The sequence below is a fragment of the Pontibacter aquaedesilientis genome (assembly GCF_014773225.1).
Taxonomy (GTDB): Bacteria; Bacteroidota; Bacteroidia; order Cytophagales; family Hymenobacteraceae; genus Pontibacter; species Pontibacter aquaedesilientis.
In genome coordinates this window covers 305,356-330,958 of the sequence record NZ_JACXAJ010000002.1, presented here as the reverse complement: position 1 = coordinate 330,958, position 25,603 = coordinate 305,356, and the positions used below count along the sequence as shown (strand labels likewise).

General features: G+C 49.4%; 22 protein-coding genes. 7 read left to right on the top strand and 15 right to left on the bottom strand.

Features of this window, described 5'->3' with window-relative positions:
- Window positions 1-97: 97 nt before the first annotated feature.
- Entirely contained in the window at window positions 98-1,423 is a 1,326-nt protein-coding gene (gene tilS, locus H9Q13_RS06390) for a tRNA lysidine(34) synthetase TilS (RefSeq protein WP_191182943.1), read from the top strand.
- Window positions 1,424-1,578: 155 nt separating this feature from the next.
- Entirely contained in the window at window positions 1,579-2,520 is a 942-nt protein-coding gene (mdh, locus tag H9Q13_RS06385) for a malate dehydrogenase (protein WP_191182942.1), read from the top strand.
- Between the two features lie 75 nt (window positions 2,521-2,595).
- On the opposite strand, the gene H9Q13_RS06380 is transcribed toward mdh, so the two are convergent.
- From H9Q13_RS06380 to mutL, 4 genes are all read right to left on the bottom strand, one after another.
- Window positions 2,596-3,246: a hypothetical protein gene (locus H9Q13_RS06380; protein ID WP_191182941.1), complete on the bottom strand. Its 651-nt coding sequence runs from the start codon at window positions 3,244-3,246 to the stop codon at window positions 2,596-2,598.
- Window positions 3,247-3,381: 135 nt separating this feature from the next.
- On the bottom strand, window positions 3,382-4,296 hold the full coding sequence (locus H9Q13_RS06375) for a rhomboid family intramembrane serine protease (protein ID WP_191182940.1): 915 nt from the start codon (window positions 4,294-4,296) through the stop codon (window positions 3,382-3,384).
- 118 nt (window positions 4,297-4,414) lie between these two features.
- The gene (locus tag H9Q13_RS06370; protein WP_191182939.1) at window positions 4,415-5,191 is read right to left on the bottom strand and encodes a rhomboid family intramembrane serine protease; all 777 of its coding nucleotides are present in this window, start codon (window positions 5,189-5,191) and stop codon (window positions 4,415-4,417) included.
- Between the two features lie 115 nt (window positions 5,192-5,306).
- Window positions 5,307-7,130, bottom strand: coding sequence for a DNA mismatch repair endonuclease MutL (gene mutL / locus H9Q13_RS06365; protein WP_191182938.1), 1,824 nt, complete (start codon window positions 7,128-7,130; stop codon window positions 5,307-5,309).
- Window positions 7,131-7,537: 407 nt separating this feature from the next.
- On the opposite strand from mutL, the gene H9Q13_RS06360 reads away from it, so the two are divergent.
- From H9Q13_RS06360 to H9Q13_RS06345, 4 genes are all read left to right on the top strand, one after another.
- Window positions 7,538-10,441 carry a glycoside hydrolase family 3 N-terminal domain-containing protein gene (locus H9Q13_RS06360; RefSeq protein ID WP_191182937.1) on the top strand — a complete coding sequence of 968 codons (2,904 nt, stop codon included), beginning with the start codon at window positions 7,538-7,540 and terminating at the stop codon, window positions 10,439-10,441.
- Window positions 10,442-10,510: 69 nt separating this feature from the next.
- Window positions 10,511-11,659, top strand: coding sequence for an N-acetyl-alpha-D-glucosaminyl L-malate synthase BshA (gene bshA, locus H9Q13_RS06355; protein ID WP_191182936.1), 1,149 nt, complete (start codon window positions 10,511-10,513; stop codon window positions 11,657-11,659).
- 340 nt (window positions 11,660-11,999) lie between these two features.
- Entirely contained in the window at window positions 12,000-13,892 is a 1,893-nt protein-coding gene (serA, locus tag H9Q13_RS06350) for a phosphoglycerate dehydrogenase (protein WP_191182935.1), read from the top strand.
- Between the two features lie 230 nt (window positions 13,893-14,122).
- On the top strand, window positions 14,123-15,211 hold the full coding sequence (locus H9Q13_RS06345; RefSeq protein ID WP_191182934.1) for an aminotransferase class V-fold PLP-dependent enzyme: 1,089 nt from the start codon (window positions 14,123-14,125) through the stop codon (window positions 15,209-15,211).
- Between the two features lie 51 nt (window positions 15,212-15,262).
- Here H9Q13_RS06345 and H9Q13_RS06340 read toward each other — a convergent pair whose 3' ends face one another.
- Complete coding sequence (locus H9Q13_RS06340; protein ID WP_191182933.1) at window positions 15,263-15,796, bottom strand: DUF7935 family protein; 534 nt, start codon at window positions 15,794-15,796, stop codon at window positions 15,263-15,265.
- A gap of 156 nt (window positions 15,797-15,952) precedes the next feature.
- Here H9Q13_RS06340 and H9Q13_RS06335 point away from each other — a divergent pair, with 156 nt between their 5' ends.
- Window positions 15,953-16,300: a HesB/IscA family protein gene (locus tag H9Q13_RS06335; RefSeq protein ID WP_191182932.1), complete on the top strand. Its 348-nt coding sequence runs from the start codon at window positions 15,953-15,955 to the stop codon at window positions 16,298-16,300.
- 83 nt (window positions 16,301-16,383) lie between these two features.
- On the opposite strand, the gene H9Q13_RS06330 is transcribed toward H9Q13_RS06335, so the two are convergent.
- From H9Q13_RS06330 to hpt, 10 genes are all read right to left on the bottom strand, one after another.
- Entirely contained in the window at window positions 16,384-16,860 is a 477-nt protein-coding gene (locus H9Q13_RS06330) for a hypothetical protein (RefSeq protein WP_191182931.1), read from the bottom strand.
- 33 nt (window positions 16,861-16,893) lie between these two features.
- A complete protein-coding gene (locus H9Q13_RS06325; protein WP_191182930.1) occupies window positions 16,894-17,778 on the bottom strand; it encodes a ChaN family lipoprotein in 885 nt (294 codons plus the stop codon).
- Window positions 17,775-18,137, bottom strand: a complete 363-nt coding sequence (locus tag H9Q13_RS06320; RefSeq protein ID WP_191182929.1) for a DUF2513 domain-containing protein — start codon at window positions 18,135-18,137, stop codon at window positions 17,775-17,777. The genes H9Q13_RS06325 and H9Q13_RS06320 overlap by 4 nt, the downstream gene beginning before the upstream one ends.
- Window positions 18,138-18,224: 87 nt before the next feature.
- Window positions 18,225-19,562, bottom strand: coding sequence for an ABC transporter permease (locus tag H9Q13_RS06315; protein WP_191182928.1), 1,338 nt, complete (start codon window positions 19,560-19,562; stop codon window positions 18,225-18,227).
- On the bottom strand, window positions 19,555-20,466 hold the full coding sequence (locus tag H9Q13_RS06310) for an ABC transporter ATP-binding protein (RefSeq protein WP_191182927.1): 912 nt from the start codon (window positions 20,464-20,466) through the stop codon (window positions 19,555-19,557). Before H9Q13_RS06310 ends, H9Q13_RS06315 begins: the two co-directional genes overlap by 8 nt.
- Window positions 20,467-20,794: 328 nt before the next feature.
- Window positions 20,795-21,943 (bottom strand): molecular chaperone DnaJ, encoded by a 1,149-nt coding sequence (dnaJ, locus tag H9Q13_RS06305; protein WP_191182926.1) that lies wholly within the window; start codon window positions 21,941-21,943, stop codon window positions 20,795-20,797.
- Between the two features lie 3 nt (window positions 21,944-21,946).
- Entirely contained in the window at window positions 21,947-22,513 is a 567-nt protein-coding gene (locus H9Q13_RS06300; RefSeq protein WP_191182925.1) for a nucleotide exchange factor GrpE, read from the bottom strand.
- A 723-nt stretch (window positions 22,514-23,236) separates the two neighbouring features.
- Entirely contained in the window at window positions 23,237-24,229 is a 993-nt protein-coding gene (gene obgE, locus H9Q13_RS06295; RefSeq protein WP_191182924.1) for a GTPase ObgE, read from the bottom strand.
- 111 nt (window positions 24,230-24,340) lie between these two features.
- Window positions 24,341-24,931: an adenylate kinase gene (locus tag H9Q13_RS06290; RefSeq protein ID WP_191182923.1), complete on the bottom strand. Its 591-nt coding sequence runs from the start codon at window positions 24,929-24,931 to the stop codon at window positions 24,341-24,343.
- Between the two features lie 71 nt (window positions 24,932-25,002).
- Window positions 25,003-25,545: a hypoxanthine phosphoribosyltransferase gene (gene hpt, locus H9Q13_RS06285; protein ID WP_191182922.1), complete on the bottom strand. Its 543-nt coding sequence runs from the start codon at window positions 25,543-25,545 to the stop codon at window positions 25,003-25,005.
- Between the last annotated feature and the right edge of the window lie 58 nt (window positions 25,546-25,603).

Sequence of the window (25,603 nt, the reverse complement as noted above, 5' to 3'; positions counted from 1 at the left end):
TTACAAAAACAAACGCCATAAAGAGTCTAACATCTAACTTCTAAACACTATATACTTCCAAAATCAAAATTATAAAAAATATACCAGCCGCTGCCTTATGCTACAGAAAGTTTCCGGTTTCATCCAATCACACAATCTTTGCGAGCCCGACAGCAAAATACTGGCGGCCGTCAGCGGGGGCATAGACTCGGCGGTGCTGTGCGAAGTGCTGCACCAGCTTAAGTATACGTTTGCGATCGCGCACTGCAACTTCGGACTGCGTGCCGAGGACGCAGAGGCCGACCAACTGTTCGCCAAGAAGCTGGCCAAAAAGTACGAGGTGCCCTTCTACACCGAAAATTTCGACACTCGCGCCTTTGCCACACAAGAGAAACTCTCTACTCAGATGGCTGCCCGCACACTGCGCTATACCTGGTTTGAACAGGTGCGCCAGCAGGAAGGTTACGATTACATCGCCACAGCCCACCATAGCAACGACCTGACAGAAACCATATTGCTTCACCTAACCAAAGGTACTGGTATAGCCGGCCTGCATGGTATACCTGCTAAAAACGGTCATATCATACGCCCGATGCTCCCGGTCACCAAGGACGACATTTTCGACTTTGTAACCGAGAAACGTTTGATCTGGCGCGAGGACAGCTCCAACGAGACGACCAAGTACCAGCGCAACAAAATCAGGCACGAGGTAATTCCGGTGCTCAAGGAGATAAACCCCAACCTGGAAGAGACCATGCAACACACGGCTGAGCGGGTGAGTCAGGCCGAGGCCATCGTGCATGCCTACATCGACAACCTACGCCAGCAAAGCATGAAGGAGGCCGAAGACGCCGTCTACCTGTCGCTGGTGCCGCTGCAAAATGCGACAGGCCTACCGGTGGTGCTGCACGAACTATTGCGCCCGTTCAACTTCAGCTATACCGTGGTGCTGGAACTGGTGGAGGCGCTGGATGGCCTTTCGGGCAAACAGTTTGACTCACCGAGCCATACCTTAGTAAAAGACCGCGACCAGCTCGTGATCACTCCACGCAACCTGAACCGTTTCGGAAGCGTGACCATACAGGAAGGCCAGACGGAAGTAAACGAGGAGCATGTACAGTTGACCCTGCGCTACGTGCCGGCCAGCGAATACAAGCTTAACACCAAACCGCATGTGGCTGCCCTGGATGCAGGTCTTCTAAAATTCCCGCTTCGCCTCCGCCCTTGGCAGGAGGGTGACTGGTTTGTGCCGCTGGGTATGAACGGGAAGAAAAAGATCAGTGATTTTTTGATCGACAAGAAGGTTCCAGCCAACCTTAAAGCCAAAACGCTGGTATTGATATCGGACCAGTCCATTGCCTGGATTGCTGGCCAACGGCTGGACAACCGCTTTAAAGTAACGGAGAAGACAGAGCAGGTGCTGGAGATTTCTTTGAGACGTTAGATTTTAGACGTCAGACACTAGATTTTAAATGCTTCTGACAAAGTTTACGGTCTAATATCTAACATCTAGTGTCTAATGTCTGTCTTTAACAATAGATTTTTCTAATTTTACGGAAGTAAACCGAATCTCAAACCATAATTAAAGTATATCCTACAATGAAAGTAACCGTAGTTGGAGCTGGAAACGTTGGGGCGACATGCGCCGATGTATTGGCTTACCGCGAAATCGCGAACGAAGTAGTTTTAGTGGATATTAAAGAAGGTTTTGCTGAGGGCAAAGCGCTTGATATCTGGCAGAAAGCCCCCATCAACCTATACGACACGCGCACTGTTGGCGTAACCAACGACTACAGCAAAACTGCTGGTTCTGACGTGGTAGTAATCACATCTGGCCTCCCTCGCAAGCCGGGTATGACGCGCGATGACCTGATCTCTACCAATGCCGGTATCGTGCAGTCGGTAACTGAGAACATTGTGAAGCACTCGCCTGACGCGATCATCATCGTGGTTTCTAACCCACTTGACGTGATGACCTACGCAGCGCATATCACTTCCAAGCTGCCACGCACCCGCGTAATGGGTATGGCTGGTATCCTGGACACAGCTCGTTACAGAGCGTTTTTGGCTGAGGCACTGAACGTATCTCCAAAAGACATTCAGGCAGTATTAATGGGTGGCCACGGCGACACCATGGTTCCGCTTCCACGTTACACAACGGTTGGTGGTATCCCGGTAACAGAATTGATCGACGAAGAAACACTGAATGCTATTGTTGACCGCACCAAGAACGGTGGTGGTGAGCTGGTGAAACTGATGGGTACTTCTGCCTGGTATGCACCGGGTTCAGCGGCTGCTCAGATGGTAGAGGCGATCGTGCGCGACCAGCGTCGTGTGTTCCCTGTTTGCGTGAAGCTGGAAGGCGAGTACGGCATCGATGGCGTATACCTGGGTGTTCCGGTAATCCTGGGCAAGAACGGTATCGAGAAGATCATCGAACTGCAACTGAACGAAGACGAGAAGCAACTGCTGGAGACGTCACGCGGTCACGTGAAAGAAGTAATGGAAGCACTTGACAACATCAACGCCGCCAAAGCTTAATCGCTATACCTTACTTATTGATACGAAAAGCGCCACTTCTGCAAAGGAGTGGCGCTTTTTTGATTAATGGAACAATTACTCTTCGCGTGCTGAGTATCTGAATTCATGCCACGCATTGTACTCTTTTATAACCTGCTCTATCTGCTTTTTGGTAAGTTCGTCCTCCCTTCTGTTAGACTCGGTTTTCATGGCTACCAATTGCTTATAAAGGTTTTGCGACTCATCCTCAACTGCCTCCCGCTTCATGGCAAGGACTCTGCTATGCAAATCTTTGTGGTCTTTCACAATGTTCGCGAGTTCTGAAGCAGTAATTACCTGAATATAAATCGGATTGTTTTTTATATCTATTACGTGAATATCCACCCGATCTGCGCCTGGTCCAAAAGCCGAATTGCTATGCACTTTCTCTATTGTATGGTAGTAATTGATTTGGCCTGTTACCACAATATCTAACTTTGTCACCTTCTTAAACTTTACGCTATCATCCCCTTCTCTGAATGAAGGCATAAATATGTGGCGATCGTGCCGCGCCCAAAATTTGGGGATATAGAATAAGCCATCTTGAAAATAACCTTTGATTTGCGTGACATTGTACTCTTTAGCCTTTTTGGCACCATCAGCCTTGAAAAAAATTTTGTTTCCTTCTGAGGGCGCATACGTTACCTTGCCGTGCTCCACCTCATTTGCTAACGACACAATGTAATCTTGAGCCAAGCTGGCTTGCATAGTACACAATATAAGTATTGAAACCAGGTATAGATATCGCATAAGATAGAATTAAAAAATGCAGCGCAATTTAGTAGATTCTACCAGACTGCGCTGCATTAAATGTTTAAATACTAAGGATGGGATAAGATAGTCTTAATCTTTCTGACTTGCCTGAAACAGCTTTTGTTTCTCCTCTTTCGAAAGACTCTCGTAACCCGAGACCGAGATCTTATCTAAGATCAGGTCGATCTCCATTTGGCTGGGCTTGCCGGCGTACCCGGTGTGGTAACCGGAATTATTACGAGCTCCATTCCCGACCGTGGCTTTCTGCCGGTGCGTTACTTTCAGTTTTGGGCGGCGCTTAAACAGATTGGTAAAGAAGTCCATGGTGCTGTGCAAAGGTCGTCCCATGTCGCGGCCTCGCTGCAGTTGCTTTACAAAAAGCCACCCGAATAAAGCACCGCCTAAGTGCGCTATGTTACCGCCGGCATTATCGCCCACGGCTCCTGAAATTGAAAGAATCACCAGAAAAGCGGCGATGTACTTGATGCGAACCGGACCAATGATGATCAGGTTGAACGTAAAGTTCGGAATCAGTGTGGCGGCCGCTACCACCACTGCCAGTACACTGGCCGAAGCACCGATCATCACGGCATAAGCGGCGCGGTCGGCAAAGTAGGGAATCAGGTTGTAGCTCAGCATGTAGAGCAAACCACCGGCTATACCTCCTAATATGTAGAGGCTCAGGAGTTTTTTTTCACCCAGGTATTCCCTGATCAGTTGCCCGAACCAGTAGAGGTTAAGCATGTTGAAGATGATGTGCAGGAATCCTTCGTGAGTGAAGAAGTAGGAAACAATCGTCCAGGGACGTGTGATGAAAACGAGCGGATCAGAGGGGAGTGCGATAAAACGCATCAGCCCGGTGTAGGCCCAGCTGCTACTGGTCAGGTACAGCACCGTGCGGAGCGTGATCAGAGCCACAAAAACGATCACGTTGATGAGGATGAGTTGCTTCAGGGTGTTGTTTGGCTGCCGGAAAGAGTCTTTTATGTCTTGGAGAATGCTCATTATACCTGTTAGCTGAAAAAGGACAGAACAAAGGCTTCAGGAATTGGCTTTAGCGAAATGCGATGCTATCCGGGAAGGCTTTTGCGCCTTGCTATCTTATTACAAATTGTCTTTACTATTACGTATCCTGATAATCGTTGCGTTGCCACATTTTTATGAGAATATACGCAAACAGCATACCACCGAGGTGCGCGAAGTGCGCCACGTTGTCGCCCGGCACCCTGTTGAAGCCCGAATACAGTTCATACCCTCCGTACAGGAGCACAAAATATTTGGCCTTGATGGGGACGGGCAGGAATAACAGGAAGAGCTCGAGATTCGGAAAGAGCATACCAAAAGCCATCAAAATACCAAATACCGCCCCCGAAGCACCCAGCATCGGCATGTTATAGGCCTGATTGAAAATGGCTGTAACGGCTTTCTTGCTTTCTGCGATGTACTCTTCGCTATCTGGGTTGCGCTGGTATTCTATGGCAAAGCGTTTCTCATAGCCGCCCGCATAGTGCGATTCCATAAAGTTGTAGAAACCAATAGGAGTCGGATTCTCCATATACTGCACTGCCTCATTTTCAATCGTATTCAATTCGTAGGCCCGCACACCAGAGTAGAGCATACTGGCGCCCAAACCCGTAATCAGATAGAATGCCAGAAAGCGCTGCGAACCCCAGAACCGCTCCAATAAAGGACCGAAGATAAACAAGCTGAACATGTTGCTGAAAAGGTGCGCCCAGCCGCCATGCAGAAACATGTGGGTGAATAGCTGAATCGGCTGAAAGTAGTCGGAGCCGAAATGGTGCAAGGCAAATTGCCGGTAATCAAACACATTACCCTGCAAAATAAATACGACCACGTTGATGATCAGGAGGTTCCTGACCATGGGGGTTATGTTGAACATCTTATCTTCTTTTTCTCGAGTCGGTTGCTATACCTGTTGCAAATACCTATACCTGAGCTTGTCAAAAGCTCAAATTAATACAACAATTTAACAATCAACCATTTAACAATTAAAATCACCCCTTCAGGAAAAGCTCATGTAGCTGATTGAGCTCCATGATGACCAGCGTCTTCTGTCCGCCGGGGGTATAGTTGGGCACTTCGCATCCAAACAGCTTGTCTACGAGGGAGTTCATCTCCAGGTCTGACATGCGTGGCTGTAGCTTGGAGGCCAGTCGCTTAGCCATGGCCCGCGCAAGGTTCTCCCGCTTATCCAACTTGAGCGTGGCCAGATTGTTTTTATACTGTTCAATCAGCTCTTCAAGCAGCTCTTTTTCGTTGGCAGCCTGCACATCGGCAGGTATAGCGTTCAGGATAATAGTGTTGCCGCCGAAGTCCTCAAACTGGAAGCCCAGTTCCTGAAACTCAGCTCGCAGCTCTTTCACCAAAGCCGAATCGGCCGGCGAAAGCTCGATGGTCTGCGGGAAAAGAAGCGCCTGCGAAGTCACCATCTTCTTCTGCAGCGAGGCCATGTACTTTTCATACAGAATCCGCTCCTGCGCGGCCTGTTGGTCGATAATCATGACCCCTGATTTTACCTGTACCAGCAAGTACTTCTGATGCACTTGCAACGTTTTGCTGGACGTGGTCATCGGGGTGGCAAACGTATCGTCGAGCAGCCCCATACCTGATGGCGATGTGATCCGCTCTTCCTGTTGCATTGGCTTTGCGTCGCGTAGCGGCTCGTAAAGCTGTTCCCAACCGTTGGCACTGGCCTTCTTAGGTGAGCTCGGCACTTTAAAACCCGGAAAGGTGCCTTCTTTCTCAAACCCCTCCCCCCCATGCGACATGCGGATGGGTTGCAGTGGTGCAAAATTCACATCACTCTGAAAATCGAGTGAAGGCGCGATGTTGTGCGTGCCCAGCGATTTCTTCACGGCGGCATGCACAATGGCGTATACCGTTTTCTCGTCCTCGAACTTGATCTCGGTCTTGGTTGGGTGCACGTTAATGTCGATCCGCTCCGGCTCGATGTCGATGAAAAGCACATAGAACGGATGACTGTCTTTTGGCAAGAGTCCTTCATAAGCCGTCATGACGGCGTGGTTAAGATAGCCGCTCTTGATGAAACGGTTGTTCACGAAGAAGAATTGCTCGCCTCGGGTCTTCTTGGCAAACTCAGGCTTGCCGATGTAACCGCGCACACTCATAAAGGGTGTTTCTTCTTCGCAGCCGGCCATCTGCTCTTTGTAGTTGTTGCCAAACACGCCCACTATGCGCTGGCTCAGCTTTCCGGCGGGCAAAGTGAAAATCTCCACCTCATTGTGGTGCAGCGTAAAAGCCACTTCGGGGTAAGCCAGCGCTACCCGCTGAAACTCGTCCAAGATATGACGCATTTCCACCGCATTCGTTTTCAGGAAGTTGCGACGGGCAGGTACGTTATAAAAAAGGTTCTTGACAGCAATAGAGGTACCGGCAGGCACAACGGCCGGCTCTTGCGAAACCACAGTAGAGCCTTCGATCAGCAAACGGGTACCGGTTTCGGCTCCATGCGGCTTGGTTTTGAGTTCTACCTGCGCCACCGCCCCGATCGAGGCCATAGCTTCGCCCCGGAAACCCATGGTCCGGATCCGAAACAGATCTTCTGTGGATTTGATTTTGGAAGTGGCGTGCCGTTCGAAACACATGCGGGCGTCGGTCTCCGACATACCGATCCCGTTGTCCACTACCTGCACCAGCTGCTTTCCGGCCTCCTTCACAATCAGTTGCACACTCGTGGCACGGGCATCAATGGCATTCTCCAGCAGTTCCTTCACCACCGACGAAGGCCGCTGCACCACTTCGCCGGCGGCAATCTGGTTGGCAAGGTAATCGGGCAATAAGTGTATGATATCGGACATCCGCTATTTTTAATTCAATTTGGTGGTATCTTCTCTCCTCAACCCACCCTATATATTAAAACGGCTAGGTTTTTGAATATACTATTTTGTCAAAACAGAACTTATTCAGAACGAAATTTATTACTAATTTACAGACCGGTTGCGAAATGGGTCGAAAATTAGAGTGTGTCTGGATTCTGATTTTAACAAGAGACAACTATATAGCTCCAGGCTCTTGCGGCGTTAGCACCTACAGAGCCGTCTGCTATACCGCCTAGAGTGGCAAAAAGACCAGAAATAATTTTTCCTGTTTTTTGGACCGCCTTCTGCAAAAATAGGCTTAATTTCGACTTGTTCCAATATAATAATACCAGTACAGGATGTTGAAGAGTTTTAGCTTAGGGTTACTTATTCTTATCTTTCTCGGAATGGGACCACTGATGTCGCTGACCCCGTCAGACAGCATCATTGTGGCCTCAAAAGAGCAAAGCTGGGTAGATAGTGTCTTCACATCCATGACACCTAACCAGCGTATTGGTCAGCTGTTTATGGTGGCCGCCTACTCCAACAAGGACGAAAAGCATTTCCGCCAGATCGACACTTTGGTGGCTCGTTATGGCATTGGCGGCGTGATGTTCATGCAGGGCGGCCCGGTGCGGCAGGCACAGTTGACCAACCGTTTCCAGAGCAAAGCGCGTGTACCGATGCTGGTGGCACTGGACGCCGAATGGGGCCTGAACATGCGCCTGGACAGCAGCATGCACTTCGCCAAGCAAATGACGCTGGGTGCTTTGGATGATGACAAGTATATCTACCTGATGGGCCGCGAAATAGCGCTTAAAATGAAGCGTATGGGTGTGCATGTGAGTTTTTCGCCTGTTCTGGACGTGAATGTGAACCCAGCCAACCCGGTAATTGGCAACCGCTCCTTTGGTGAAACCAAAGAAGAAGTGGCCCGTCGCGGTGTAGCTTATATCAAAGGCCTGCAGGACCACGGTGTAATTGCCGTTGCTAAGCACTTCCCTGGCCATGGCGACACCGATACCGACTCGCACCTGACCCTGCCGGTGGTAAACCATGACATGAAGCGCCTCTCCGAGGTGGAGCTATACCCTTTCCATAAGTCATTTGAGGCCGGTGTGATGGGCGTAATGGTCGCGCACCTGCATATGCCCAAAATCGACTCGACAAGAAATCAGGCGGCAACACTCTCCAAGCCCATAGTGACGGGCATCCTCAAAGAGAAAATGAAGTACAAGGGACTTGTATTCACCGACGCCCTGAACATGAAAGGTGTTAGCAGCTTCTACAAGCCCGGTGAGGTGGACCTGAAAGCTCTGATAGCCGGTAACGACGTGCTGCTGTTTCCGGAAGACGTGCCAACCGCTGTGCGCAAGATCAACGAAGCCATCGCTGCCAAGCAACTCAAGCAGGAAGACATAGACCAGCGTGTGCGCAAAATCCTGCATGCCAAGTACTGGGCCGGGCTTAACCACTACAAGCCGGTATCGCTGGTTAACCTGCAGCAGGAGGTGGATCGTCCGCTGAGTAGTGTGGTACAGGAGCAACTCTACGAGCATGCCGTAACGGTAGCCCGCAACAAGGGCAACCTGATCCCCTTCCGCAACCTGGACACACTCAGTATTGTATCGATAGCCATTGGCACAGGGCCTAACAGTGTTTTTCAGCAAACGATGGGCCAATACGCCCCTGTCACCAAGTTCACCATTAAAGACCGCTTCGCTCCAGACTCTGCCTTCACCAAGCTTATACCTAAACTACAGGATCATGATGTGGTGGTGGTGAGTGTGCATGGCATGAATAGCACACCATTCAAAGATTTTGGTATTGGCATAGGCACACGTGCCTTCATCCAGTTTCTGCGGGAGCGCACCAATAAGAAAGTGGTAGTAGCTGTTTTTGGCAATGCTTACAGCCTCAAGTTCTTCGACAAGAGTGATTGGCTGGTGGCGGGCTATGAAGATAATCCGACTTCGCAATCGCTGGTGCCTCAGGTACTGTTTGGTGCCCGTGCGGCTAAAGGCAAGCTGCCAGTTACGGCATCGGCTACGCTGAAGGCAGGCACAGGTATAGCCACTCCCGCCATTGGTCGCCTGAAGTACGGTTCACCGGAAAGCGTGGGTATGGACTCAAAGACCTTGGCTCAGATCGACAACATTGCGACTGAGGCCATCGCCTATGCCGCCACGCCGGGTGCACAGGTACTGGTGGTAAAGAACGGCACTGTGATTTTCAACAAATCGTACGGCCACTATACCTACGACAAGAAAAAGCCGGTGACCAACAACACAGTATACGATATCGCGTCCATCACTAAAGTGGCGGCTACGTTGCAGGCCGTGATGTTCCTGAAAGACCAGGGCAAGATCAACTTGGACGAGAAGGTTTCGACCTACCTCCCTGAGTTGAAAGGCACCAACAAGGCCAACCTGGTAATCCGCGATGTGCTGGCACACCAGTCGGGTTTGCGGGCAGGTATACCGCATTGGCAGAAAACATTGGATAAGCTGCAACTGAACCAGACCTTCTACGCCAGTGCCCAGACTGATGTATTCCCGAATGAAGTGGTGCCGGGCATCTACTCCATCAAATCGATGGAAGACTCCCTGTGGGCCTGGACTGTGCGCTCACCGCTATTGGTAAAACCGAAGACTGCCAAAACTTACGATTACCAATACAGTGACCTGGGCTTCTACATCCTCAAGCGTATGTCGGAACGTCTGCTTAACCAGCCGCTGAACGAGTTCATGGATCAGAATTTCTACGGTCCGCTTGGTTTGAGCACAATGACCTACAACCCACTTCTGAAGCACAAGCGCGAAGTGATTGTACCGACCGAGGACGATAATTACTTCCGTAAGAACCTGATCTGGGGCACGGTGCATGACCAAGGTGCTGCCATGATGGGTGGCGTGGGTGGCCATGCGGGTCTGTTTTCTAATGCCAACGACCTGGCGGTGCTGATGCAAATGAACCTGCAGAATGGCAGCTACGGCGGGCACAAGTATTTCAACACCCCGGTGGTGCCAGAGTTTTCGAAGCGCCAGTCCAGCAACAGCCGTCGCGGTCTGGGCTGGGACAAACCTGACCCGGACGGTAACGGACCGACTTCCAACCTGGCGTCTCAGTCAACTTTTGGTCACACGGGCTTTACAGGTACAGGCGCCTGGGTAGATCCCGAAAACCAGCTTATTTACATCTTCCTGTCCAACAGGGTATACCCGGATGCCAGCAACTCCAAACTGGTGAAGTATAACATCCGTACCCGTATACACGATGTGATCTATAAATCGATTGTTCCAAAAACTTAACATAAACTGGATTGTTACAGGTGCAGCTCCGCATAGGGCTGCACTTGTTGTTTCCTATCCCAAAGAACCATGAAAATCGGAATAGTTTGTTACCCTACCTTCGGGGGAAGCGGTGTGGTCGCCACAGAGCTTGGCAAGGAATTGGCACTCAAAGGCCACCAGGTGCATTTTATCACCTACAGCCAGCCGGCCCGCCTCGATTTTTTCAACGAGAACCTGTTTTACCACGAAGTATATATCCCGTCATACCCGCTTTTTCAATATCCGCCTTACGAACTGGCGCTGGCCAGCAAGATGGTAGACATTGCCCGCTTCGAGAAGCTGGATGTGCTGCATGTGCATTATGCCATTCCGCACGCTTCGGCAGCCTACATGGCCAAACAGATCCTGCGCACCAAGGGCATCTATATACCTGTCATCACAACGCTCCACGGCACGGATATTACATTGGTAGGCAAAGACGCATCGTTCGAGCCGGTAGTGACATTTAGCATTAACCAATCGGATGGTGTAACCGCCGTATCGGAAAGCCTGCGCACAGAGACCTACGAGTTTTTCCAGATAGAGAAAGAGATTGAGGTGATTCCGAACTTTATTGACCTGAACAAGTTCAAGCGCCAGAAGAAAGAGCACTTCAGAGCCGCCATCAGCCCCAACAATGAAAAGCTGCTGGTGCATACCTCCAATTTCCGGGGCGTGAAGCGCGTCGAGGACGTGATTCGGATCTTTGCCAAGGTGCGCGAGAAAATATCTTCCAAGCTCCTGCTGGTGGGCGATGGCCCGGAACGCCCTAAGATGGAAAAGCTGTGCCGCGAGATGAAGATCTGCAACGACGTGCGCTTTTTAGGAAAGCTGGAAGCGGTGGAGGAAGTGCTCTCCATCGCCGACCTGTTCCTGATGCCGTCGGAAAAAGAAAGCTTTGGTCTGGCCGCCCTTGAGGCAATGGCCTGTGAAGTGCCGGTTATCTCGACCAATGCCGGCGGTATACCTGAGTTGAACACGCATGGCGTGACTGGCTTCGTGAGTGAGGTTGGCGATGTGGATGATATGGTAAAGAACGCGCTGTACATCCTCGACGATGCCAACCTCCCAACTTTTAAGGCAAACGCTCTGGCCCGCGCCCACGTTTTCGATATTAACAAGATTGTGCCTCTGTACGTGCAGTTCTACCAGCGCATCATAGACACACAGCTGGCAGAAACCGGCAACTCACTGTAGTTCAGAAACAAATAATTGAAAAATCCGGCCGCTATACCTGTTGCCGGATTTTTTTATGCCTTATATTTACTTTGGTGTGTTATTCCATCACCCCACTACTGCTATCTCGACGTAAGGAGATATCTGGAGATTTTTAGCATAACCTTCTTAAGAGGGAATCTTCATCCAGCGTAATACAGTGCTCTCGCTTGCCTCTGGCGAGTGTGAGTGATGTGCGGACTCTGGCCGCTTCAGTTAATGCCTTTCGTCAAAAGTGGCAGGACGCCACTAGATAGCCCATACTCGCCAGAGGCGAGCGAGGGCAAATTTTAACAGAACTCAACCCATTACCCTACCCACTATGACTAAAGACAAGTACTACATCATTGACTTTGACAGCACTTTTACACAGGTAGAGGCACTTGACGAACTGGGCGAGATATCACTCGAAGGAGAAGAGAACAAAGCAGCTATATTGCAGCAGATCCGGGATTTGACGAACGGCGCCATGGAAGGTAAAAGTTCGTTTACAGAAGGTTTGTCCAAACGTTTGGCGCTCCTTAAAGCGAACCGACGCCACCTGAAGCCGCTGATTCAGCTTTTGCAGAACAGGGTCTCGGATTCCATTAAACGTAACAAGGAGTTCTTTCAAGCCTATGCTGACAATATTCTGATCGTGTCCAGCGGTTTCAAAGAGTTCATCACCCCCATCGTAACCGAGTACGGCATTAAGGAAGAAAACATTTATGCCAACACGTTTAAGTTCGATGAACAAGGCAACATCATCGGCTTTGATAAAGAGAATTTGCTTTGCCTGGACCGGGGCAAGATAAAGCTGCTCGAAGAACTCGCGTTGGAAGGCGATGTGTATGTGTTGGGTGATGGGTATACCGACTACGAAATAAAAGAAGCAGGACTGGCCAATAAGTTCTATGCCTTTACCGAAAACATCGTGCGCGACAGTGTGGTAGCCAAAGCCGACGATGTGGCCCCGAGCCTGGATGAGTTTCTGTACCAGCACAAACTGCCCATGGCCATTTCTTACCCCAAAAACCGCATTCGGGTGCTGCTGCTGGAGAATGTGCACCCCAAAGCCATTGAGTTATTCAAGCGGGAAGGCTACCAGATCGAGACGGTGTCGGGTGCTTTAAGTGAGGACGAGCTTTGTGAACGGATTAAAAATGTGTCGGTTCTAGGTATACGCTCCAAAACCCAAGTAACCAAGCGGGTGCTCGAGCATGCCAACAAACTGATGTGTATCGGCGCTTTCTGCATTGGCACCAACCAGATCGACCTGAATAGCTGCCTCGACGCGGGTGTGGCCGTTTTTAATGCGCCTTACAGCAATACCCGCAGCGTGGTGGAACTGGCCATCGGCGAGATTATCATGCTTTGCCGCAATGTGGTGGACAAGAGCACTAAAATGCACCAGGGCATTTGGGATAAGTCAGCTACTGGCAGCGTGGAGGTTCGCGATAAGAAATTAGGTATAATTGGTTACGGTAGCATTGGGGCCCAGCTGTCGGTACTGGCCGAGGCGCTGGGTATGGATGTGTACTATTATGATGTGATAGAACGCCTGCAGCTTGGCAATGCCCGTAAATGCGAAACACTGAAACAGCTACTCGAAATATCGGACATTGTGAGTCTGCACGTGGACGGACGCACCAGCAATAAAAGTATGTTCGGAGCGGAAGAATTCGCCGCCATGAAGGACGGGGTTATATTTTTGAACTTAAGCCGTGGCCATATCGTGGATTTACCTGCCTTGGTAGAAGCCATTAAGTCGGGCAAGGTACGGGGCGCCGCGGTGGATGTTTATCCTTATGAGCCTGCATCGAATAATGAGGAGTTTGTGAGTGAACTGCGTGGTTTGCCCAATGTCATCCTGACCCCGCACATAGGAGGCAGCACAGAGGAGGCGCAGGAAAACATCGGCACGTTTGTTCCGAGCCGCATCATGGAGTACATCAACTCGGGCAACAGCTACCAAAGCGTTAACTTCCCGAACATCCAGCTGCCGGAGCTCAAAAATGCGCACCGCCTGATCCACATTCACCAGAACGTGCCGGGCGTGCTTGCCAACATCAACAGCGTGCTGGCCAGCAACCAAGTGAACATCCTGGGTCAGTACCTCAAAACCAACGAACAGATCGGCTACGTGATCACGGATATCGATAAGCTTTATGACAAGAAAGTAATCGAAGACATGAGGCAGGTACCGGCTACGATCAAATTCAGGATTTTGTACTAGGATTAGCTGTGCAGGTATAACCAATAGGGTGCGATATCAACGAATCAGCCAGGTATAACAGAATTGTTAAGAACAGGCATACCTCACTGTATGGTCAGGTTTTTATTTCCGTTAATCGTTATTCGCATACGGTTCGGACAGGTCGCGACCCAATGCTCTGTACCTCCCAAATTCCTAAACTCACTAACGCCTAAACTCTCTGACTCACCAACTCTCTAACTTCTCAACCCATGACGAATAAAGTCTTCTTCACACCCGGTCCTTCCGAGCTATACCCTACGGTGCTAGCGCACATGCAGTCGGCGATGGAGAACAAGATTGGCAGCATTTCGCACCGCAGCCAGCAGTTTAAAGATATTTACGCCCATGCGGTAGCAGGTCTGCGGCGGCTGCTACAATTACCTGACAATTATGAGGTGCTCTTTCTATCCTCGGCCAATGAGATTTGGGAACGCGCAATTCAGAATCTGGTGCAGGAGGAGAGTTTCCATTTGGTAAATGGCTCTTTCTCAAAACGCTTTTATGAGATTTCGGCTGAATTAGGCAAAAAGACAAACAAGTTTGAGGTGCCATTTGGAGAGGGTTTCCGGCCAGAGGAGGTGGCCATACCTGACACGGCGGAATTGGTGGCCCTCATACACAACGAAACCAGCTCGGGGGTGAGTATACCTGTGGCGGATATCGCGCAGTACCGACAGTCGGCACCAAAAGAGTCTTTGCTGTTTGTAGACGCTGTCTCTTCGCTTCCTCACCCTGAATTTGACTACAATCAAATGGACTCGGTGTACTTCTCCGTACAGAAATGCTTCGGCCTACCAGCTGGCTTAGGGGTTTGGCTGTTGAATGAGCGCTGCCTGGCCAAAGCACATGCGCTCCAAAAATCAGGTATAAGCCTGGGCTCTTACCACACCATACCTGTCTTAGTCGAAAAAGGCCGTGCGCACCAAACGCCCGAAACGCCTAATGTGCTCAACCTATACCTGCTAGGCAAAGTGGTGGATGATATGAACAAGAAAGGTATAGCCACTATCCGGCAGGAAACAGAAACCAAGGCCAGACTCATTTACGATTTTCTGGAAAAGAGCAAGAATTTTGAGCCAGCCGTTCAGAACACGGCTTTCCGTTCTCTCACTACCATTGTGGCCAACACCCGCATCCCAGCCGCTGAGCTAAACAAACTGCTTGCCCCCTACGACATGGCCATCGGGAGCGGGTACGGTAGTTACAAAGACACACAGATCCGGATCGCTAATTTCCCGGCCCACACTGTGAGCCAAGTGGAAGCACTCCTATATGAGTTAGAGAGTTTGGGAGTTTAGGAGTTAGAGAATTGCTGGTATTCTGCTTTAGACACTTTCTAACTTCTAAACTTAAAAGATTTGCCCGATCTCAAGTTTGAGGTAACTGATGGCTTTGGCAGTAGGGTCGATCTCGTTGCTGAGCACGTTTTCCAGAATCCGTTTGGCCAGCTCAGTGCCTTTGGCCTTTTCGTCAAGGCTTTGATAGGATTTATTGATCAGGTTCACGACTTCCTCGCGGGCATGCCTTACCTGCTGCCAGGCCGGCTCGGTCATGTATACCTGCTGCGACATGTTGTGGTTGAACTCGTTACGAATCTCGGTTAGCAGCACACGGTGATATTCGGCGGCTGAGTGCCCTCCCCCACTCACGCGCAACAACAGATTACTCGGCGTAATACGCTCCAGCAACAGCACAATGCGCTCGTAGGCCTGCAGACGGATGGGTGTCACGATTTCAGCGTTTTTCTGACGCAGCTCCAATAGGCGCAGTTTGTAATCACGCTCTAAATGCTTTTTCACCAACGAGTAAGCCACTGCTGCCACCAATATGGCAGGTATAGAGATTTTAAGAATATCGAGTATAATGATGGTGCCTTCTTCCATTTGCGTTTGTTTTGAACCTTAAATATCGGAAAAAATTACTTGAGCGTCGCATGAATCATTTCCGGAGTATAGCTGTTTAGCTATTACAACCGGGAGCCGCAGTATATTTGCGAGTAATTGCGTAAATTGCGACTCCATTTCAAAATTGAACAGACTATGGCAACTGAGACAAAAACTGCACCGATAGCGCTTACCGAAAAAGCACTGGCTGAAGTTAAGAATATAATGCAAGAGAAAAATGTACCAGCTGAATACGGCCTGCGCATTGGTGTGCAAGGCGGTGGCTGCTCTGGTATGTCGTACCTACTGGGCTTTGACAAGGCAAAAGACTCTGATGAGATTTATAGCCTGGAAGGCTTGAAGCTGATCATGGATAAGAAGCACGCGATGTATGTGCTTGGCATGGAGGTTGACTTCCAGGACGGCCTGAACGCTCGCGGTTTCGTTTTCAACAACCCACAGGCCAAGAGCACCTGCGGTTGCGGAAGCTCTTTCTCTGCATAAGCATACCTTTCTTTCTCTTTAGTAGAAAGGCAAAGCCCGGCCAATTGGTCGGGCTTTGTTGTTTTATTTAGCACATCTGCTCTTTACTCAAATTCCTTAACAATTCGCTCAATCACCTTCTTCTCCTTACCCACACTTAACTTTAAAAAGAGAATCATTATCAGTGTCAGCGCTATACCAATTATATACACTTCTATATCAAGCCACCTTTTCTCTGCAAGAGAGGTAACAAGTATAATAATCCATGCCAACGTTAGAAACATCGAACTTAAGGCAATAAAGACAGCCTTTGATTGCGGTGTTATATGAATTGATGAATTTACCTCTCCTGCTGTTTTTTGCTCTTTTACTCTAAATTGTAGGTAAAACGGATTAAGCGAAATGCTTTTATGCTTGCCGGGTATAAGTCCCATTTGGTGTATAGGTGCAGGAGATAGATAATATTCTCCGTGCAACATGCTAAGTTCTATGCTGAAATCATTCCCTTCTCTAAAGAGATGCCTCAATCTCTTGATCGTTTCTTCTTTAGAAAACCGGGAAGGCACAATAATATCATCCATGCACTCTATTCGTTAAGCCTTAACGTTATGTAATTAATAAGTCCTTGTCATACTCGCTGGCACAACCAGTATGAAATCAGCTTTCAGCTTATTCTCCTCTGTCAGCTTATCCAGATCTTCTTGTAGCACAGTCGTGATAGTGAGGGTTTTGAGTTGCGGATTTCCCTGCTTCAGATACCAACCTATCCCTTCATAATTATCGGAGTGATAAGCGCCGTTGAGGTGCAGCATTTTTTTGCCGCTGTTTACCTGCTGCAGGATGAAGTGTGCCATGGTCGCGTCTTTCAGAGCCTGCGCCTGCACAATATGCTGGCTTTTGGTATTGCCATGGGTGCTGTTGCCGAACATCGCCAGCATATTCTTATACCCGGGTAAGTCCATGTCTACTTGCAACGGCAATGGAGCAATGTAGCGTCTTGCGTCTTCTGACACATGCTCCAACGCCTTCAGGCCGCCACCCGATACCATGGAAGCATAGCGGCGCGGCACGTTGGTCGCGATGAAAGGTATAGACACCTCCTTGGCAAAGCGCACCACTGGTCGGTAGTCGGTTTTATAATTGTTCCACGGCCTTGACTCCTGCTCAAAGTTGTTCTCTGCTACCTGCCCCGAGAGGAATTCGTTGAGCACCAGTTGCACATCAGCCTCAAACATTTCGGCACCTATGGCAAAGTGCTGCTGATGGGCCTTGTGCAGGTCTTTGGCTACTTCCAGTTGTAACCAGTGCGCGATCGGATCATTGTGCTGCTCACCAAACAGCACCACATCGGCCTTCTGTAACTCTACTAGCATTTTTCCATACTTTACCTGCTTGCCTTTATTGTTGAAGAGTTGGTAGGCAGGTTTGTCATTCTTTTGAGCCATAGTGACTATGCCCATTAAAAGAATTAAGTAAGCTATCAAGAAAACCTTAATCATGCTTCAAATCCGAATTGTTGTTTTACATAGATATTCAGAATTGACTTCAACATATCAAATCCGACAGTAGGCAGCTTATCTCCTATTCGTGACTTCGCCTTATTCCAAACAGTGTTGTCTCTCGCTGCGTCCAAAAATTCATGACCACTCCATGTTAAGCTAATTGGATTCCATTCTTCAAATTCTCTACATGAGATATGTTCGGCTTCAAGATAACCTGCTTGGAATAAAATTTTCACATGGTAGCTTGTTTCATTAGTATTATAACCTTCAATAGATAGCTCAAAGCTCCTACTCAAAGACCCCAACTCTTCAGTTTGAAGCAATATTTGCCGAATTAAGTCAATATCTCTTTTCATAATATTCAATTTCCCCTATCAAGTTACAAAAAAATAGCTGGCTCCGAAGAACCAGCTATTTTAAATTTACACCTATACTTCAGCAGGCTATACCCTATAAAACAACCACTTCGACAGTTCTTTGTAGTTGATTTTCTTGCCATACATGAGTATACCTACGCGGTAAATTCTGGAGGCAATCCAGGTGGTGAAGATAAAGCCCAGTACAAGAAGGCCCATCGATAGTAGCAGTTCGCTGGCAGGAACCCCGAAAGGTATGCGCACCATCATCACGATCGGCGACGTGAACGGTATGATCGACATCCAAAAAGCTACTGGCCCGTCCGGGTTCTGTATCACAACGGTATATGACATGATGAAGGAGATGATGAGCGGAATCGTGATGGGGAACATGAACTGCTGCGTATCCGTTTCGTTGTCCACGGCGGCACCGATGGCTCCAAAGAGCGAACCATACAGCAAATACCCGCCCAGGAAGTAAAACAGGAAACTGCCCAGCAACAGCGGGAAATTAAGGTTGGAAATAGCTTCGCTCACTTCCGAAAGCGTGTCCGTTTGGCTAGTTTCCTCGGTCTGCTCCGGTTCCTCTTCGCCAGTTGCCATGGCTCGTCCCGATTGCATTTGCTCGATTGGCGTAGGTGCCGGCTGAATGCCAAATGCCGCCTGCACACCGCTGACCACAATAGCCGACAGCACCACCCACAGCAAAAACTGCGTCAGTCCCACGCCTGCTATACCTATGATCTTGCCCATCATCAGCTGAAAAGGTTTCACCGACGAGATCATTACTTCCACAATCCGGCTTGTTTTCTCCTCAATCACACCGCGCATAATCTGCACGCCATACATGAAAATGAAAAAGTAAATGATTACCGCTCCCACTATACCTGCCCCGGAAGTTACCCACACGTTGCTGTCCTGCTCACCGCTTTCGCTCAGGTTCACGGTGGTCATGGTGATATTGGCTTTCATTTTGTTGAGCATTTCACGGTCTATACCCGAGGCCATAAAACGCTGACTCTCAATTTCCTTCTCCAGCATACTCTCCAACCTGAACTTCACCTGGAAACTGATGTTCTTTTTGGAGTATAGCCGGAAACCCTCGGGGTTTGCCAGGTCGAGTTTCGGGATGTGGAGCAAAGCGGTGTAATCGGTTTCCTGGTAAGCCGTTTTGGCCTGCTCCAGCGAACCGGCGGCAACCGGTATGATTTTCAGGTCTGGCTTGCTTTCCAGCTTCTCAGCAAAAATACCAGACTCATCAAATACCATCACGGCATCTTCACTGTCGGAGATGGTAGCGAGCCAGGCAGGAACCAGCATGAAGGCCGCCAGCAACAGCGGCGTCAGGAAAGTCATGATAATGAAGCTTTTCTTGCGCACGCGTGTCAGGTATTCGCGCTTTATGATGAGCCAGATCTTATGCATGGTAGGTTTCTTTTACTTTTCGGATGAATATGTCATTGATACTCGGCACGAGTTCCACGAAGGAATGTACCTCCACACGCTGGATCAGGTAGCGCAGCAAGTCATTGGGCGAGGCACCGTCGAGCAAACGGATAGATGCCCGGAACACCCCGTGGTTGTCGTGTTGTTCCAGCACCTCAAAGTCTGGCGAGGTGATGAGCAGTTGCCCGTTGCCGATAACCTGGAAAGTATCTGTCTTGTAGGTGTCTTTGATTTCGCGCACCGGGCCGTCGAGCACTTTGCGGGAACGGTTAATCAGCGCAATGTTATCGCAAAGCTCCTCCACCGATTCCATGCGATGCGTCGAGAAAATGATCGTGGCTCCGTTGTCGCGCAGGCGCAGGATCTCGTCTTTGATCAGGTTGGCGTTGATCGGGTCGAAACCGGAAAAAGGCTCGTCGAGAATGATCAACGAGGGCTCATGCATGACGGTGGCCATAAACTGCACCTTCTGCTGCATCCCTTTGGAAAGATCCTCTATATGCTTGTTCATCCACTCCTTAATCTCAAAGCGGGCCACCCACTCTTTGATACGGGCGATGGCTTCGTCTTTGGTCAGGCCTTTGAGTTGGGCAAGGTATAGCAACTGCTCGCCTACCTTCATTTTTTTATACAGGCCGCGCTCCTCGGGCAGGTAACCCATGTCCTTGATGTGCGATGGCCGCAGCTTCTCGCCTTTAAAGTATATCTTGCCCGAGTCGGCACCGGTTATTTGGGTGATGATGCGAATGAGAGACGTTTTGCCTGCTCCGTTTGGTCCCAGTAAGCCAAAAATGCAGCCAGCCGGGATGTCGAAACTGACGTTGTCGAGGGCAGTGTGGTTGGCGTATCGCTTGGTTACGCCATCAATTTTAAGAATGCTCAATGCTGTTAACCTTTTGGTATATTCAAAAATAGCTTTTTTGGGACTGAGTGACAAGCAATATCAATAAAGCACTATACTTATTCGACGAACGCAGGTATAGGCTATACCAAATACGGACAAAGACTTTTTAAAGACGCAAGATATCAGACGTTAGACTCTTTTCAGGTATGGAAAGATAGACAAGGGAACTATTCGTCAAAGGCCTGTCACACGCAACTTGCTATACCTTAATATATTTACAAAACTTATTTCAGCGGTACTGAAGCGTAAAAAAGCCTCCCTCTTCTACTGAAAAGGCAGGCTTTTGTTAATTTAATTTTGGACAGGCTTACTGAAAGTAGTCTTTCACTTTCTCGAAGAAGCCCTTGTCGCTCTTACCCGGGTGCGGGGCAAAGTTATTGGAGTCACGCAGGCGCTCCAAGGCGTCACGCTCCTCGCTGCTCAGCGACTTCGGTGTCCATACGTTGATGTGGATCAGCTGATCGCCTTTGCCGTAACCGTTAATGTCTTTCACGCCTTTGCCACGCAGCCTGAATATTTCGCCACTCTGCGTACCCGGCTTAATCGTGATCTTCACGCGGCCACCGATAGTCGGCACTTCTATATCGGCACCTAAGGCAGCGTCAATGAAACTGATATACTGGTCGAAAATCACATTGTTGCCGTCGCGCTTCAGGCTTGGGTGCTCCTCTTCTTCAATCTGAATGAGTAGGTCACCCGGCACTCCGCCTCGCTCCGGTACATTACCTTTGCCGCTCATGGACAGCTGCATGCCATCCATTACGCCAGCCGGTACATTAATCGTGATCACTTCTTCCTGCAGTTCGCGTCCACTTCCGTGGCAGGCTTCACAGTTCTTGGTCACAATGCGACCTTCGCCATTACAGGTAGGACAGGTTGCTGTGCTCACCATCTGGCCCAACATGGTGTTGACCACCTTGCGTACCTGACCCGAGCCCTGACAAGAGCCGCACGTCTGCATTTCGGTACCGTTCTTGGCGCCGTTACCACCGCAAGTGCCACACGCCACATAGCGTTTTACTTTGATCTTCTTCTCAACGCCGTTAGCGATTTCTTCCAGATTGAGTTTCAGCTTGATGCGCAGGTTGCTGCCTTTGCGGGTTCGTCGGCCACCCTGACGGCCAGTGCCACCAAAGAAGCTCTCGAAGCCGCCGCCACCGCCGCCAAAAATATCGCCGAACTGTGAGAAAATATCCTCCATGTTCATGCCGCCACCGCCGCCGAAGCCGCCATTCATGCCCTGATGACCGAACTGGTCATAGCGCTGGCGTTTCTGCTGGTCGCTCAATATTTCGTAGGCCTCAGCCGCCTCCTTGAAATTCTCTTCCGCTGCGTGGTCGCCGGGGTTCTTGTCGGGGTGAAACTTAATGGCGAGCTTACGGTAAGCCTTCTTTATCTCCTCCTGACTCGCTCCTTTGCTTACTCCTAAAACCTCGTAATAATCTCTCTTAGCCATTGCTTAAGCTCCTATGATAACTTTCGCGAAGCGGATCACCTTTTCATTCAAGGTATAGCCCTTCTCGATTACGTCTACTATTTTGCCTTTCAGTTCCTCTGATGGTGCTGGTATCTGCGTGATCGCTTCATGCAATTCACTGTCAAAGTCATCACCAGCCTGAATGCTGATTGGTTTCAAACCTTTGAGTTGTGTCACGTGCTTGAGTTTGTGGAATACCAGTTCCAAGCCCTGCAACATCGCATCCACGTCTTTAGTTGCCTCCATCGACTGACGGGCGCGCTCCATATCGTCCAACACAGGCAGCAGTTCACTCATCAGGTCTTCGTTAGCTGTCTTCAGCAAGTCCATGCGCTCTTTGGCTGTCCTGCGTCTGAAGTTCTCAAACTCGGCCATCAGGCGAATGTACTTGTCCTTCATCTCAGCCAGTTCGGCCTCGGATTTGTTTTCAGAGCCAATTTCTTCCGCTGTCTCCTCAGCCTGCTCCTGTGTGTTATTTTCTTCTGTGTTGGCAGTGTTATCCTGTAGTTCTGCGTTTTCCTGCTCTTTCTTAATATCTTTCTCTGACATAATGCCTTAAGAATTATAGGTTGATCGGTCTATTTTGTCTTTTCAATTGTCTTGCCAATTCTAGCTTTGTGTCAGATTGGCATTTATTAATTGCTGATTGTTGAATTGTTAAATTGTTGAGTGCTTCGTTTTGGCGTTATGCCTGAAATCTGTCTGAATCAGTACATAGGGCCCCTACCCCAAGGATTTACAGGATTCTAGGATTTGCAGGATTTTCGCACATACCGATTCCAACCACCCCTAACCCCTCCTTGTCTAAGGCGGGGAATTTACGGCCGCTGCAGCTCTACAAGGTATAGATGGTGTAGTTGCTATATACCTCTGGAAGATTATCCTCCCCCTCCCCCCTCCAAAGGGGGCTTTTCTGGCAATACCAGTTGATAGGTATAAGTTCTATAACAAACTACCACGGGCACGCATTGAAAGGGTAACTCGCACGCTAGCAATAAAACAGATCGCCTTAGCCCGGTGCACAAGCGACGATTTTGTGTTTGAGCGGTCAGCGAGTTTAAAATCGTCTTGATTTTTTTGCCCCGAAAGCTTTCGGGGTGCCCGCCGCACAGGCGTAGCAATAAAACAACTCGTTTTGCTTTACCTGCAACAGCCGTAGCTACAACAGCAAATCAACATTTTAACAATCAGTACCCGGCTGGTGCCTCAAAAAAAATCGGTAGCAAGCCCTGCAGCCGCTACCGATATGTACTCAAAAACTGGCTGCCGAAACTACGAGTTTAGCGCTGACCAGATCATATCTTTCAATTGCGTAATATTCTTCTGCGTCATGCTGGAGATGAATACTGTTGGGATATCCTTCGGCAAGGTTTCCCGCATTTCGGCTTCCAATTCGTCGTCAATCATATCTGATTTCGTGATGGCCAGTATGCGCTTCTTGTCCAGTAACTCCGGGTTATACGTTTCAAGCTCATTCACCAGAATCTTATATTCCTCTGCAATATCCGGGCTGTCGCACGAGATCATGAACAAAAGCATGGAGTTACGCTCGATGTGGCGCAGGAAACGCAAACCAAGGCCTTTTCCTTCTGAGGCACCTTCGATGATCCCTGGTATATCGGCCATAACAAAGGACCTGTAGTCGCGGTAGGCTACTACTCCCAGGTTAGGCTCCAGCGTGGTAAAGGCATAGTTGGCGATCTTAGGCTTAGCCGCCGACACCACCGACAGCAAGGTAGACTTGCCCGCATTCGGGAAACCAACCAGGCCAACGTCGGCGAGTAGCTTCAGTTCCAGAATAACCCACTCTTCTCTTCCATCCTCACCCGGCTGTGCATAGCGCGGCGTTTGGTTGGTTGGCGACTTAAAGTGCGCATTGCCCAGTCCGCCACGGCCACCCGGCGTCAGAATGATTTCCTGACCGTCTTCGGTGATCTCGCACATGAACTCGCCGGTTTCGGCATTACGGGCGATTGTTCCAAGTGGAACCTCCAGCACATCGTCTTTGCCCTGTGCACCGGTAGAGTGACTTGGGCCACCATTCTGGCCGTTTTCGGCAATCACGTGCTTGCGGTACTGCAGGTGCAGCAAAGTCCATAGCTGTGAATTGCCACGCAGGATTATATGGCCTCCTCTACCCCCGTCGCCACCGTCTGGACCACCCATAGCGGTGCGTTTGTCACGGTGCAGGTGTGCTGAACCAGCGCCACCGTGGCCGGAGCGTGAACAGATTTTTACGTAATCAATAAAGTTAGATTGGGCCAATGTTGGTAATGCTAATAGGTATAAATTATAAGGTATAAGCAAACCCGGAGCGTTTGAGTTCCGGCTTGCTTATACCTTCTGTGTTCATTCTAAATAAAGCTGAAAAGAAGATTACTTCTGCTGCTTCTCTTTCAGGGAGTCAATCTGCTTGCACAGGTTTCCGAAGATTTCTTCGATATCGCCAATACCCTCCACTGCGCAGAATTTGTTCTGGCCGGAGTAGTAATCAGCCACCGGGGCGGTTTTGGTATTGTACTCCTGTATGCGTTTGCGGATCAGCTCTTCGTTCTGATCATCCGGCCGGCCGGAAGTCTCACCACGCAGCAAAAGGCGCTTGGTCAGTTCCTCGTCGTCTACCTTCAGGGCGATCATGCAGGAAATCTCCGTGCCATGGTCCATCAGGAGCTTATCCAGTCCCTGCGCCTGTGGCACGGTGCGTGGGAATCCGTCAAAGATAAAGCCGCCAGCGTGGCTGTGCTCTTTCACTTTGTTCTCAATCATGCCGATCACGACCTCGTCTGGCACTAAAATACCGTTATCCATTAGTGACTTAGCTTTCATACCCAGTTCAGTACCAGCGGCAATTTCTGAGCGAAGCAAATCACCTGTCGAAAGGTGTATCAGGTTATACTTGTCTATCAGCTTTTGGCTTTGCGTACCTTTACCAGCACCGGGAGGGCCAAACAAAACGATGTTGAGCATATCTTTGAGTTATGATAAAAAACAAATTTAGGGATAAAATCGATGTACTATTGAATATTTTTTAACCTACGCTAAGATACGATCTTGTAGATATCCCGCAGGTTGCGCCCCAGCCCGTTGTAATCGAGTCCGTAGCCTACCACAAAATCGTTGGGTATAGACTTGGCCACATACTTCACGTCCAGCTGGTGCTGCAGGCACTCTGGCTTCATGAGCAGGGTGATGATCTCGATCGAAGCCGGCTGCTTCTCGTTGAGCTGCTGCAACAGAGCATTTACGGTATGGCCGGTGTCCACGATGTCCTCAATCACCACCACATCACGCCCTTCTATGTTCTCGGTCAGTCCCAGCACTTCTCTCACGTTGCCAGTGCTCTGCATGTCCTGGTAAGACGACATCCGAATAAAGGAGATCTCGCAAGGCATGTTAATGCGCTTCATCAGGTCGGCCGTGAACATGAACGAACCGTTGAGCACAGCCAGAAAAAGTGGGTTTTTACCGGCGTAATCCTGCTCAAGCTGCTCGGCCAGCATGTGTATCCGGGCGATGATTTCCTCTTCGTACATGTATGTACTGAACTGGCAGTCGTGAAGCGTAATAGTACGGGGCTCCATAAGGTGTAGTGGTGTTGTTGATAAACAAAGGTACGGATAATAAAAAATAAGCCCAACG